The sequence below is a fragment of the Hymenobacter persicinus genome (assembly GCF_004167665.1).
Classification (GTDB): Bacteria; Bacteroidota; Bacteroidia; order Cytophagales; family Hymenobacteraceae; genus Hymenobacter; species Hymenobacter persicinus.
Genome location: NZ_SEWE01000040.1, coordinates 1 through 13,136, shown reverse-complemented (window position 1 = coordinate 13,136; position 13,136 = coordinate 1). Strand labels below are relative to the sequence as shown.

12 protein-coding genes are annotated in these 13,136 nt (G+C 64.5%); 10 read left to right on the top strand and 2 right to left on the bottom strand.

Annotated elements, in window-relative coordinates; genetic code table 11:
- The first annotated feature begins 110 nt into the window (after window positions 1–110).
- The 10 genes from EWM57_RS16240 (at window position 111) to EWM57_RS16195 (ending at window position 10,307) form a co-directional block, all read left to right on the top strand.
- Window positions 111–1,004: a cell division protein FtsX gene (locus EWM57_RS16240; protein ID WP_129922214.1), complete on the top strand. Its 894-nt coding sequence runs from the start codon at window positions 111–113 to the stop codon at window positions 1,002–1,004.
- A gap of 74 nt (window positions 1,005–1,078) precedes the next feature.
- Window positions 1,079–1,402, top strand: coding sequence for a DUF3098 domain-containing protein (locus EWM57_RS16235; RefSeq protein ID WP_129922213.1), 324 nt, complete (start codon window positions 1,079–1,081; stop codon window positions 1,400–1,402).
- Window positions 1,403–2,233, top strand: coding sequence for an undecaprenyl-diphosphate phosphatase (locus EWM57_RS16230; RefSeq protein ID WP_129922212.1), 831 nt, complete (start codon window positions 1,403–1,405; stop codon window positions 2,231–2,233). It begins immediately after the preceding gene.
- Window positions 2,230–3,048 (top strand): tRNA pseudouridine(55) synthase TruB, encoded by an 819-nt coding sequence (gene truB, locus EWM57_RS16225; protein ID WP_129922211.1) that lies wholly within the window; start codon window positions 2,230–2,232, stop codon window positions 3,046–3,048. Before EWM57_RS16230 ends, truB begins: the two co-directional genes overlap by 4 nt.
- A 44-nt stretch (window positions 3,049–3,092) precedes the next feature.
- Window positions 3,093–4,046: a bifunctional riboflavin kinase/FAD synthetase gene (locus EWM57_RS16220; protein ID WP_129922210.1), complete on the top strand. Its 954-nt coding sequence runs from the start codon at window positions 3,093–3,095 to the stop codon at window positions 4,044–4,046.
- Between the two features lie 118 nt (window positions 4,047–4,164).
- Window positions 4,165–5,619, top strand: coding sequence for a T9SS type A sorting domain-containing protein (locus EWM57_RS16215; protein ID WP_129922209.1), 1,455 nt, complete (start codon window positions 4,165–4,167; stop codon window positions 5,617–5,619).
- Window positions 5,620–5,684: 65 nt separating this feature from the next.
- A complete protein-coding gene (locus EWM57_RS16210) occupies window positions 5,685–6,380 on the top strand; it encodes a CoA transferase subunit A (RefSeq protein ID WP_129922208.1) in 696 nt (231 codons plus the stop codon).
- A gap of 129 nt (window positions 6,381–6,509) precedes the next feature.
- Window positions 6,510–7,169 carry a 3-oxoacid CoA-transferase subunit B gene (locus EWM57_RS16205; RefSeq protein WP_129922207.1) on the top strand — a complete coding sequence of 220 codons (660 nt, stop codon included), beginning with the start codon at window positions 6,510–6,512 and terminating at the stop codon, window positions 7,167–7,169.
- Window positions 7,170–7,300: 131 nt separating this feature from the next.
- The gene (locus tag EWM57_RS16200) at window positions 7,301–8,449 is read left to right on the top strand and encodes a T9SS type A sorting domain-containing protein (protein ID WP_129922206.1); all 1,149 of its coding nucleotides are present in this window, start codon (window positions 7,301–7,303) and stop codon (window positions 8,447–8,449) included.
- Between the two features lie 313 nt (window positions 8,450–8,762).
- Window positions 8,763–10,307, top strand: a complete 1,545-nt coding sequence (locus tag EWM57_RS16195; RefSeq protein WP_242510108.1) for a bifunctional GNAT family N-acetyltransferase/carbon-nitrogen hydrolase family protein — start codon at window positions 8,763–8,765, stop codon at window positions 10,305–10,307.
- Window positions 10,308–10,433: 126 nt separating this feature from the next.
- Here EWM57_RS16195 and EWM57_RS16190 read toward each other — a convergent pair whose 3' ends face one another.
- Window positions 10,434–11,432: a porin family protein gene (locus EWM57_RS16190; protein ID WP_129922204.1), complete on the bottom strand. Its 999-nt coding sequence runs from the start codon at window positions 11,430–11,432 to the stop codon at window positions 10,434–10,436.
- Between the two features lie 60 nt (window positions 11,433–11,492).
- Window positions 11,493–12,875: a YCF48-related protein gene (locus EWM57_RS16185; RefSeq protein WP_129922203.1), complete on the bottom strand. Its 1,383-nt coding sequence runs from the start codon at window positions 12,873–12,875 to the stop codon at window positions 11,493–11,495.
- Window positions 12,876–13,136: the final 261 nt, after the last annotated feature.

Sequence of the window (13,136 nt, the reverse complement as noted above, 5' to 3'; positions counted from 1 at the left end):
CCCTGCTGACGCTCTGCGGCGGTTTAACGGCCGAAACCGGCCAGCTCGGCCCGGGCCCAATTCGGAATTCATAATCCAACATTCATAATTCAACGGTACTTTTGCCCTCCATGCCCCAGAATCGTCCTACCCGTAAGAAAAAGCTCGGCAACTATCCGCACACGATGGTCGTGTTCAGCATCACGCTGGCCTTGCTGGTTATCGGGCTGTTCGGGCTGCTGCTGATTCACGCCCACAAGCTCTCCAACCTGGTCAAGGAGAACATCGAAATGCAGGTGTATCTGGAGCGGGACCTGCCCGAAACCGAGCTGCTGCGCCTGCAGCAGGACTTTGGCCGCAAGAAGTACATTGCCTTCAAGGACGACCAGCCCCAGGTGCGGTTTCTCTCGAAGGAGGAAGGCGCCAAGCAGTTTGTGGAGCAGACCGGCGAGGATTTCCAGCAGTTTCTGGGCGACAACCCCCTGCGCGACGCCTACATCCTGAAAATCAACGCCGACTACACCGACGCGGCCAATCTGACCAGCATTGAGAAGGACCTCAAGGCCCAGAAGGGCGTGTTCGAGGTCCAGTACGTGCAGAGCCTGATTACGTCCATCAATCAGAACGTGCGCAAGCTGAGCCTGGTGCTGCTGGGATTCGCCGTGGTTCTGACCTTGGTCGTGACCGTGCTCATCAACAACACCATCAAGCTGGCCCTGTTTTCCCAGCGCTTCCTGATTCGGAGCATGCAGTTGGTGGGCGCTACCTCGTTTTTCATTCAGCGGCCCTTCCTGCGCCGGGCTACCTGGCAGGGCTTCGTGAGCGGGGCCCTGGCCGCCCTGCTGCTGCTGGCCCTGCTACAGTACGCTTACCTGCAGGTAGACGAGCTGCGCCTGCTCCGCGACGAGCGGCTCATCGGGGCCCTGGTGGTCGTGATGATCCTGCTGGGCGCGGGCATCGGCTTTTTGAGCTCTTACCGCGCCGTGCGCAAGTACCTGGGCATGTCGCTGGATGATTTGTACTAAGCAGGCCTTGGGTCTTAGGTCTCTGGTGGGCTTAGGATTGATTTGCAAGGCCTGAGTCTTTAAAACTGAACTTTATGGAACAGAAACCCACTCCCCGCTTCGCCTTCGGGCCGCGCAACTACCGGCTGATGTTTATCGGTCTGGCCGTGCTGGCCGCCGGCTTCATCACCATGACCTTGGACTCGGCCCCCTACGGCGAAGGGTTCCTGGGCATCACCCTCGGCCCGATTCTGCTGGCCGTGGGCTTCGGCATCGAGTTCTGGGCCATTATGGCCCGCAACGGAGACCAGGCCGCGGTAGCCACCGACAGCGTGACGCGGGAGGAACTGGCGGCCAACCCCATTCCCGGCGGTGCCCCCGTGCCCACCACTTCCAGCCCCACCTACAAGCGCAACTAAATGAGCTACTGGCACGCCCTGCTGCTCGCCATTGTCGAGGGGCTGACGGAGTTTTTGCCCATTTCCAGCACCGGGCACATGATTATCACCTCTGCCCTGCTGGGAATTCCGGTTACCGCGTTTACCAAGCTCTACCTGGTCGTTATCCAGCTCGGCGCCATTCTGTCGGTGTTTGCCGTGTACTGGCGGCGCTTTTTCCAGAGCTTCGATTTCTACCTGAAGCTGCTGGCGGCCTTTCTGCCGATTGTGGTGGTGGGCCTGCTGCTCAAAAAGCACATCGACGCCCTGCTCGAGTCCGTGACGACGGTGGCCGTCATGCTGCTGCTGGGCGGCATCGTGCTCTTGTTTATTGACAAGTGGTTTCCCCAGGAAGACCCGCAGGAAGGCGGCCATCCGGTTACCAACCCCAGCTTCAAGGAAGCCGTGATTATCGGCCTGTTTCAGTGCCTGGCCGTGGTACCGGGCGTGAGCCGGTCGGCGGCCACCATCATCGGGGGCCTCACCCAGAAGCTCACCCGCCGCGCCGCCGCCGAGTTTGCTTTCTTCCTGGCCATGCCCACCATGGCCGCCGCCGCCGTCAAGGACCTTTACGACTACTACAAGGACGCCAAAGCGACGGGCACCGACCTGGGGCATTTATTTACTCCTGAGCAGCTCAAAATGCTGGCCTTGGGCAACGTGGTAGCCTTTGTGGTGGCCCTGGTCGCCATCCGCCTGTTTGTGGGCTTCGTCACCAAGTACGGCTTCCGCGCCTTCGGCATCTACCGCATCATCGTCGGGGGCCTGCTGCTGATTCTGCTGGGTCTGGGCACCAATCTGAACCTGCTATGAGTGATTTGACGCTGGCCGCCTTCAACTTCGAGGAGGGCGAAGTGCTGCTGCTCGACAAGCCCCTGACCTGGACCTCGTTCGACGTGGTGCGCAAGGTCAAGAACGCGCTGCGCATCAAGAAAATCGGCCACGCCGGCACCCTCGACCCGCTGGCCACGGGTCTGCTGATTTTGTGCACGGGCAAAAAAACCAAGCAGATTGACCTGATTCAGGCCCAGGAAAAAGAGTACACCGGCACCTTCCGCCTGGGCCAGACCACCCCGAGCTTTGACCTGGAAACCCCCGTCGATGCCGAGCAGCCTTTTGCTCACCTCACCGAGGAGCAGATCCGGGCCGCCACGGCGCAGTTTACGGGCCTGATTGAGCAGACGCCCCCGCTGTTTTCGGCCGTCAAGATCAACGGGGAGCGGGCCTACGAGGTGGCCCGCCGCGGCGGGGAGGCCGAAATCAAGAGCAAGCAGGTCACGATTCGGGCGTTTGAAATTACCCGAATTGAATTGCCCGAGGTTGACTTCCGCGTGACTTGCTCCAAGGGCACCTACATCCGCAGCCTGGCCCGCGACTTTGGCGCCGCCCTGGGCGTGGGCGCCCATCTGACCAAGCTCGTGCGCACCCGCATTGGGGAGTACGCCCTGGCCGACGCGCTGACTATGGAGCAAATTGAGGCCCTGCGCCCCCCGCGGCCGGAAGGCGAAGCCAGCCGCCCACCCCGCCAGCAGAAGCAGCGCCGCCCCGAGCGCCGGGCCGGGCTGGAGTTTTACAACGCCAACAACAGCGCGCCCGCTGAATCGAACGAGAATGAGGAGCCGGCGTAAACAGTGCTGACCCTCACCTTCCCCATCTCCCAATCTTACCGCTGATGCAAGTCGTTCGGGACCCGGCCCACTTTCCCGCCCTCACCAACGCTACCGTCACCACGGGCACGTTTGATGGCGTTCATGTGGGCCACCAGAAAATCCTGCACCGTCTGCGCGAAGTAGCCCAGCAGAGCGGCGGGCCGGCCGTGGTTATCACCTACTGGCCCCACCCCCGCCTGGTGCTGGGGCCGCCCCTGACCCACCCCGAAATGCTGGCGCTGCGCCTGCTCAACACCCTCGACGAGCGGATTGAGAAGCTCCGCGAGTTTGGCGTCGACGACCTGCTGATTGTGCCCTTCACCCGGGAGTTTGCCACCCTGACTTCGGAAGAGTACATCCAGCAGATCCTGCTCGACACCGTCGGGACCCGGCAGCTGGTGATTGGCTACGACCACCGCTTCGGTAAAAACCGGGAGGGCGGCTTCGACTACCTCAGCCAGCACGCCGGCCGCTACGGCCTGAGCGTGGAGGAAATTCCGCGCGAGGACGTGGACGCGGTGGGCGTGAGCAGCACCCGCATCCGCCGCGCCCTCGAAGCCGGCGACGTGCAGACGGCCTCCCGCCACTTGGGCTACCACTACCCGCTCACCGGCCTCGTGGTGCGCGGCCAGCAGCTGGGCCGCACCATCGGCTACCCCACGGCGAATATTCAGTGCCAGGAGCCCCTGAAGCTGATTCCGGCCCGGGGCGTGTACGCCGCGCTGGCCACTACCGCCGCTGGCACCCACCACCCGGCCATGCTCAACATCGGGGTGCGCCCCACCGTAGGCGGCGACCTGGCCCAGACCGTGGAAGCCCACCTGCTCGACTTCGAAGGCGACCTTTACGACCAGCCCCTGACCGTGCAGTTTGTGGCCCGCCTGCGCGACGAGCAGAAGTTCAACGGCCTCGAGGCGCTGAAAGCCCAGCTGGCCCTCGATGCCCAGGCCGCCCGCCAGCACCTCGTGGGCGGCTGAGGAGCGGTTTGCCCCGGCCCAGGTTATTGCTAAATTCGGACTGGCTGACCAGATCCAGTATCGGGGACGCCGACAATTACGCGTTAGGTCCAATTCCCCGCTTTCCCATCCGTTTAGTATGCCCGCTATTCTACTACGCCGCGCCGTATTGGCGCTGGTCCTGCTGCTGGGGTACCCGGCAGCCGCTCAGCCGACTTGGCAGCGCCTTTTCGGAACTACCGGCCACGAAACCAGCTCCCGCATCCTGCCCCTGCACGACGGAGGCTACCTGCTGCTGGGCTCCCACGCGGCCACCGACGAAACCTACAACGAGCTTTACTTGGTGCGGACTGATGCCCGGGGCAGCCTGCTCTGGACCCGACGCCACCGCCTGCCCGCCTGCACGGATGTGCGCCCCGGCGCGGCCTGCGAAAATGCCGCCGGCCAGGTGCTGCTGACCACCGTTACGACCCAGCCCGACGACCATCACCTGACTTACAGCACCGGCGTACTGCTGCTGTTGCAGCCCGACGGCAGCATCGCCTGGAGCCGCCGCACCGACCCGGTACGCGGGCTGGGCCAGGGCTACGCCGGCGTAGCCCTGGCCGCCGACGGCAGCTTCTGGGTAGGCTACAACGATACCGCTGGCTCGGCCCTGCTGCGCCTGAGCGCGGGCGGGCAGGAGCTCCAGCGCTTGCCGTTCGTGATACCGCGCGCCGCTACGCCGGCTTACCTGCCGTTTGTCAACGGCTCCATTGCCAACCTGTTTCGCCTGCCCTCGGGCCTGTACGTGTACGCCGGGGCCCGCCTCGTGCAGCTCTCGGAGCAAGGCGTGCGCGGCCCCGAAACCGAGCTCCCCCCGCTGGTAGCCCGCAACAACGAAAGCAACTACGCGGTGACGGACGTGGTAGCTCTGCCGTGCGACGAGGTGCTGGTCGTCTCCGAAGGACAACTCGACAAGGTGCAGCTGGGCTCATCGGCGGTGCGCTGGACCCGCACCCGCAGCCAGGGTACCCTGATGGTGTCGCCGGCCCACGCCGCCGGCCTGCCCGACGGCCACCTGCTCGTCTTTGGCACCACGTATTTCAATAGCCACGTAGTGCGCCTGGTGCTCACCCAGCTTGATTCTGACGGCCGCCAGTTGTATGGACCGCCCAGTCCCGGCTCGTCAGCTCCGCAGCCCCTGCAGCAGCTCTTGGGTGAGGCCCTCAGCGCGGCCCCGGCCGGGCTGGTGGTGCATCCGGCCACCGGGCAGGTTGTGGTGGGGGGGGTTCTGCGCGACTTCCACACACCCGAGGAAATATTTCTCAGCGCCGGTTCCTTCGCCAGCCTGGCCCCGCCCACGCTGGCCCCGCTGACGGCTTGGCCCAACCCCGTAACCGGGCTGGAGCCGCTGACGGTGCCCGCGCTGTTTGCCCAGCTGGGCCAGCTGGAGCTCCACAACCTACAGGGGCAGTTGGTACGCCGCTGGCCCACGCCCACCGACCAGGGCGACGCCCGGCTCCCGATGCAGGACGTGCCGCAGGGGCTCTACATCCTCACCGGCCGCCAGGCCAACGGGGCCCCCAGCCGGGTGCGCATAACCAAGCAGTAGGGCTGGACGGCCGCGTAAGACTGGGAGAAATTCTACCTTTCGACTTCAAACCCATTCCCCACCCGATGATCAATAAAGTTGTAGCCGATGCCCAGGCGGCCCTGCACGGCCTCACTGATGGCATGACGCTCATGCTCGGCGGCTTCGGCCTCTGCGGCATTCCCGAAAATTCCATCCAGGAAATCCTGCGCCTGGGCGTGAAAAATCTGACCTGCATTTCCAATAACGCCGGCGTCGACGACTTCGGCATCGGGCTGATGCTGCAAACCAAGCAGGTGCGCAAGATGATTTCGAGCTACGTGGGTGAAAACGCCGAGTTTGAGCGCCAGCTCCTCTCCGGCGAGCTGGAAGTGGAGCTGATTCCCCAGGGTACCCTGGCCGAGCGGTGCCGGGCCGGCGGAGCGGGCATTCCCGCCTTTTACACCCCGGCCGGCTACGGCACCGAGGTAGGCGAAGGCAAGGAAAGCCGGGAGTTCAACGGCAAGATGTACCTGCTCGAAACCGCCCTGCACGCTGATTTCGCCTTTGTCAAAGCCTGGAAGGGCGACACGGCCGGCAACCTGATCTACAAGGGCACGGCCCGCAACTTCAACCCCATGATGGCTACGGCCGGCAAAATCACGGTGGCCGAGGTGGAAGAGCTGGTGCCCGCCGGCGAGCTGGATCCCAACCAGATTCACACCCCCGGTATCTTCGTGCAGCGCATCTTCCAGGGCAAAAACTACGAGAAGCGCATCGAGCAACGCACGGTGAGGGCTTAGCCAGTATAAACCAGAACATCATTCCGAGCGAAGCCGAGGAATCTCGCGTGCTGACGCCGGAGTAGTAATTCAACGTCCGCACGCGAGGTGCTTCGGCTGCGCCTCTGCATGACTCCAAAAACAACGACTATGCTCGACAAACACGGCATTGCCAAGCGCATTGCGCAAGAGGTACAGAACAACTCCTACGTCAACCTCGGCATCGGCATTCCGACCCTGGTGGCCAACTATATTCCGGCCGGCATCAACGTGGAGCTGCAAAGCGAAAACGGCCTGCTCGGCATGGGCCCCTTCCCCACCGACGCCGAAGTAGACCCCGACCTAATCAATGCCGGCAAGCAAACCGTGACCACCCTGCCCGGCTCCAGCCTGTTTTCCTCCGCCGACTCGTTCGGCATGATTCGCGGAGAACACGTCGACCTGACTATTCTCGGGGCCATGGAGGTGTCGGAAAACGGCGACATTGCCAACTGGAAGATTCCCGGCAAAATGGTGAAGGGCATGGGTGGCGCCATGGATTTGGTGGCCTCGGCTAAAAACATCATTGTGGCCATGCAGCACGTGGCCCGCGACGGCTCTTCCAAGCTGCTGCCGGCCTGCACGCTGCCCATCACGGGCCTGCACTGCGTGAAGAAAATCGTGACCGAGCTGGCTGTGCTCGACGTGACGCCCGACGGCTTCGTGCTGCGGGAGCGCGCCCCGGGCGTGAGCGTGGAGCAGATTCAGGCCGCCACGGCCGGCAAGCTGGTAATTCCCGCGGGCGGCGTGCCCGAAATGCAGGGCGTGTAAGCCCTGGAATGCCGAAAGCAAAAAAGCGTCGTGCGGCGGCCCCGGGCCCGGCACGACGCTTTTTTGCTTTCGACACCGGCTTCCCTGCTTCCCGTTGTATCTTCGGCACCCGGACATTTTTCTCGCTGCCCATGCCCCGTTACTTCTACGCCTTTCTGCTGCTCTTCCCCGCTTTGTCAGCCCGCGCCCAGTCGCCGGTTATTGACCGCACCGACCTGCCGGCCGTGTCCGGTACCGTCACCGTGGACTCGTCGCGCCTGAGCCATGCGGCCCCCGCGCTGCCGGCCGGGGCGCCCCCGCTCACCCAGCGCGGGGCCAACCAGACCTGGAACTACCAAAGCTTGGTGCCCACTTCCCAGTCCGTGGACCGCTACGTACCCTTGGCGGCTACCAGCCTGACCTACCAGCTTTCTTTCGGGCCGTTCGGGGGCGTCAACCGGGCCACGGTGGCCTCGCCCGAGCCCCTGCCGGCGGGCGTGGGCGGCGTGCTGCCCATCACCGACCCCTACCAGTTCTACAACCTCAGCCCCGCCAACGCCGCCGCCCAGGACTACCGCTCCGTGGGCTTCGGCGGCACGCTGGCCGGCCTGCAGGTACCCGTGACCTACCGCAGCCAGGCTGAGCAGGACGTTATCTACCGGCTGCCGCTGAGCTTTGCCAGTGCCCCCGACTCCAGCAACTCCTTTCTGCAAACCCCGTCGGCCGCCGCGGCCACCGGCTATTTCAACCGCAAGCGTAAGCGCGTCAACAAGGTCGATGCCTGGGGCACGCTGGTCACGCCGTTTGGCTCGTTCCAGACCGTGCGGGTTGTCACCAAGCTCATCGACCACGACAGCATTGCCCTTGGCGGCGGGGCCGGCACCGGCTTCGACTTGCCCCTGACCCGGGAGTACAAGTGGCTGGCCAAGGGCTACCACGTGCCCGTGCTGACCATCACGACCCAGGTATTGGCCAACGTGGAAACCATCACGGCCGTGCAGTACCGCGACCGGTACCGCCGCCTCGTGACGGCCACCCGACCCGGCATGGCCCTGGCCACGGTGGAAGTATTTCCCAATCCCCTCGGCCACGGGCCGCTGCACCTGACGGGCTTGCCGGGCACGGCGGCCGCGCTGCGGGCCACCGACCTGACCGGCCGGGTGCTGCTGGAGCAGGCCCTGCCGGCGGGGCAAACGGAAGTCACGATTCCGGCGGCGGCTTTCGGAAGTTTCCGCGGTGTGGTGGTGCTGCGCGTACAGGCCGCCGCGGGCGTGGCGGTGCGCCGCCTGGTGCGCGACTAGCCCCGTACCGCCGGCCGCGGCGGGCCAGAATTGCGGGGCGCGTGAGCGTTTTTGATATCCCGGCTGTTGTTCAGCCGTATGACGGGCACCGGGCCTTAGACGGGCCGGGTACCTTTGCGTTTTCTTTCACGACACTGTTTTCCTAATTTATATGGCCACTTCTTCTTCCGCCAAAGCTGGCGGCAGCCACGCCAAGAAAGTACCCGCCGACAAAGCCACGGCCGCCGAGCGGCTCACGCCCACGGCCATTCCGGCCCACAAGCTGGTGTTGCGCACCCTGCGCCGCTCCGACTTCAAGGCCGTGAAAGCCATCATGGACAAGGTGTATTCCAACATGGAAGGCTCCTGGTCGGCCGAGGAGTTTGGGGCTTTGCTGCGCAAGTTTCCTGAGGGCCAGATCGGCATCGAGGACAACGGCACGCTGGTAGCTGCCGCCCTGGCCATCATCGTGCAGTACTCCGACTTCGGCGACCGGCACACCTACGCCAAAATCACCGGCAACGGCAAGTTTGACACCCACAACCCCGACGGCGACACGCTCTACGGCGTCGACGTATTCGTGGACCCCGAGTACCGCTCCCTGCGCCTGGGTCGCCGCCTCTACGACGCTCGCAAGGAAATCTGCGAGAACCTGAACCTGCGCGCCATGGTGGCCGGGGGCCGGATTCCGGGCTACGCGGCCTATGCCAACGAGATGACGCCGGCCAAGTACGTGGAGATGGTGCGCAACAAGGAAATCACCGACCCCATCCTCACCTTCCAGCTGGCCAACGACTTCTACGTCCGCAAGCTCATCCGCGGGTATCTGCCCTACGACTCCGAGAGCAAGGCCTACGCCACGCTGCTGGAGTGGATCAACGTGTACTACGACGAGGAATCGGACAAGCTCATCGGCAACCAGAAGTCTAACGTGCGCATCGGCATCGTGCAGTGGCAGATGCGGGCCACGAAGAACATCGACGACTTTTTCCAGCAGATGGAGTTCTTCGTCGACACGGTATCGGGCTACAAGGCCGACTGCGTGCTGTTCCCGGAGTTCTTTAATGCGCCCATGATGGCCCTGACCAATGAGGAGTCGCCCGCGGTGGCTATTCGCTCGATGGCGGCCTTCACCGAGCCCATCAAAACCAAGATGATGGAGCTGGCCGTGAGCTACAACATCAACGTCATTGCCGGCTCCATGCCGCTCTACGACGACGGCAAGCTTTATAACGTGAGCTACCTCTGCCGCCGCGACGGAACCGTGGACGAGCAGTACAAGCTCCACGTGACCCCCGACGAGGCCAGCTACTGGGGCATGCGCGGCGGCGACAAGCTGCGGTGTTTCGACACGGACTTCGGCAAAATCGGCATTCTGATCTGCTACGACGTGGAGTTCCCCGAGCTGAGCCGAATGCTGAGCGACGAGGGCATGAAAATCCTGTTCGTGCCCTTCTGGACCGACACCAAGAATGCCTACCAGCGCGTGCGTCTCTGCGCCCAGGCCCGGGCCATCGAAAATGAGTGCTACGTGGCCATCACCGGCTCGGTCGGCAACCTGCCCCGGGTCGAGAACATGGACATTCAGTACTCCCAGAGCGCCGTGTTCAGCCCTTCCGACTTCGCCTTTCCCCACGACGCCATCGTGGCCGAGGCGACGCCTAACACCGAGATGACCCTGATTGCCGACCTCGACCTGGACCTGCTCAAGGACTTGAACACCTCCGGGGCCGTGCGCAACCTGCGCGACCGGCGCAAGGACCTGTACTCGCTGAGCTGGAACATCAAGAAGACCGACCGCGACGACGAGCTACTGGCCCAGGGCTCCGACGACCGGCAGGTGCGGGCCAGCAAGCGCAAGGCAGTGGCGGCTGGCTAAGCCGGCCACCCAGCAGAAAGCCCCGCCTCCAATCAGGAGGCGGGGCTTTTTTAGTGGATAACAACCTGCACAAGTAATAGAATCGGCTGGTGAGAAAAACTGTATTACCAGCTGGAATAGCGTATTCTAATAGGCAACCCGACGTTCGGTCCGGGGGCGCGGCGCGGGCATTGGTACCGAAGGGCGGCGCCCAGGGGCCGGGCACCCCGCCCCGTACACGGGCCGCGGCCGGGTTTGATAATTGAGCAGGGATAGAATCGTGATTACGTCAATCACGCGGCGCACTTTCGGGTCGCGGTAGAGCGAGTCGAGGTAGGCAGGAGAAGGCTCCCGGGGCGGAACCGGCGGGTAGCGCCGGGGTTGGCTCGCCTGGGGTTCGGAAGCCGGGCTGGCCGGCCGGCTTTTGGCCCCGAACAGAAACCGTACCTGCAGCTGCACCACCCCGTTATGAAAGTTGTTGCGGGCCAGCGGCGCGAGGCTGCCAGCGCCGTAGCCGGGGCGGTACGCGCGAGTGAAGTCGCCGCTGTAGCGCAACTCTGCTCCCAGACCGTTGTCGAGCTGGTAGCCCAGCCCGGCCACGTAGCCCGCGGCCACCGGCGTCAGGGCGCGCAAGTCGGTGCTGAGCGTTTCCTCGTGCCCCCGGCGTGCCCCTTCCCCCGTGGGCCGCACGGCTTCGCGCTTGCCCAGGGCCACGCTCAGCTGCGGCCCCACTTCCGCAAACAGCCCCCGCCCGTTGCTGCCCGGCCCGAACGTGTAGAGTACCGGCACGTCGAGGTAAGTCAGGGAAGCCCGGTAGGTGCTCGTAGCAGCCGCCACGGCCGAATTCTGGTACACGTGGCGGTAGTTGGCCCCGGAGGCCCCCTTCTGGGAATAAAGCGCCTCGAGCTGGAGTCCGCTGCCCACCGACAGCGGGTAGGCCAGCACCAAGCCGGTGGCCCAGCCCGGCTGCCAGCCGGTTTGCCGGCCAATGGTTCCGCCCGTGTAGGTGGCCAGGTTGAGCCCGGTTTTTACGCCCCCGCGCAAGCTCTGCTGGGCGTGGGCCTGGCCCGCCAGCCCCAGGCAGCAAGCAAGACCAAGTGAAACTGCGCCCTGGCGGGCAAAGAAAAGTAGACGTGGGGTTTTCATGGGAAGGAGCAGAAAAGCAGGTGAAGGAAAGCAGGCAGCCGCGGGGCGGGTAGAGGTTATTTATTGCACACTGATAGTTTGCCGCACCGCCCCGGCTCCCGTGCCGACCTGCACGGTATAGAGCCCCCGGGGCTGGCCATCCAGGCGCAGGGTATAGCGGGGCTGGGCGGCGCCGGCCCAGGTATCGTGGGATACTTCACGACCCAATCGGTCAAACACTTGGATGGAAGTACCCGCCGTGATGCCGGCGGCTTCCAGCGTGAAGCGGCCGTCGGGGCTGGGATTGGGGTAGGCTTGCAGGCGATTCTGCTGGGCGGAGTGAGCCGCACGGACGGGCAGGGCCAGGCTGGTAAGCTTGCGGACCCCGTTGCTGTGGCCCGTGAGGAAGTCGTAGGAGGACGACCAGACGGCCAGCGGCCCCGCCGCCGTCAGTAGTTGGTGGTTTTCGGTGTTTTCCAGCGCCGTCCAAGTGGCGCCACCATCCCGGCTGTAGGACGAGCCCGCATCGGTCGGCACGCCGGGAACGGGCAGATTTTCGCCCACCGAAAGGTAGTTGCCGGTACCGGGCACCAGCACCAGATTGCCGCCGTGCAAGGGCCCGGAAAAGGCCGCCGTCTGCCACGTGGCCCCGCCGTCGGAGGTCTGGTACAGGGGAGCGTTATCGGTGAAGCCGTCGGTGCGGGAAAACAGCGCCAGCCCGTGCTGGGCATCGGCAAAAGCCAGGGCCCGGGGCCCGTTGGGTGTGAACGTGGCCCCCGACAGCACCTCGCTCACGCTCCAGGTCAGCCCACGGTCAGTGGAGTGAAACACCCGGGAGGCGGTGGTAGACACCCAGATGTTGTTGCCCACCACGGCCGGGCGGCTCACCGACGTCAGGTATTCATCATCCGTGAGCAGGGGCAGGCTGCGGTTCGCCGTCCAGGTGGCGCCTCCGTCGGCCGTGAGGTACAGCACCAGCCGGTCACCGTTGTCGGCGTCGCCGAGGCACAGGCCGTGGGTGGCGTCAAAAAAGCCCACGTAGTTCAGGCTGCGGTCGGCCGTGGCGCTGGTCAGCGTGAGCATAGGCTGCCAGGTAGTGCCGCCGTCGGTGGTCCGCAGAAGCTGGCTGCGGGTGGAGCCGATGGTCGTAACCCAGGCCGCGGCGGCGCTTTGGGCCGTCAGGGAAGTCAGAACTTCATCGGCGGCCAGGCCGGGCACCGTCCGGGTTTGCCAGGCGGACCCGCCGTTGATGGTGCGGGCCACTTCCTGGGTTCCGATGCCCTGGGGCGTAAATAGGCCGCTCGGGTTGCTGCCCACGGCCCAGGCGGCCGAGGCGTCGACGGCCTGTAGTGAGGCCGGATAATACGTAGTGCTGCTAAAGGCTACGGGTTGGCTGACCCACTGGGCATGGCTGGTCGACAGGCCCAGCAGGCTGGCACACAGGAAGAGGAAAGGCTTTTTCATAGGAGTTGACCGGAAAGGAAGTAGGGGGAGGAACTGTTGCAAAGGTCATGGCCCTTGACCGGTCCTGAAATCGCCGGAAAGCAGGATTTTCCTCTACTGGAAAACCAGTAATTTCATTTCCAGCGCAGGTTTTTCCCCAAATAGCCCGCATGTTTGCCTCCGCATGGCTTCACTGCTCTCCCTCCTTTGCACGCCCCGATTCTCCCGCAGCCGCCTGGCCCCAGGCTTGCTGCTGGCGGCCTTGAGCCTGCCCGCGGCGGC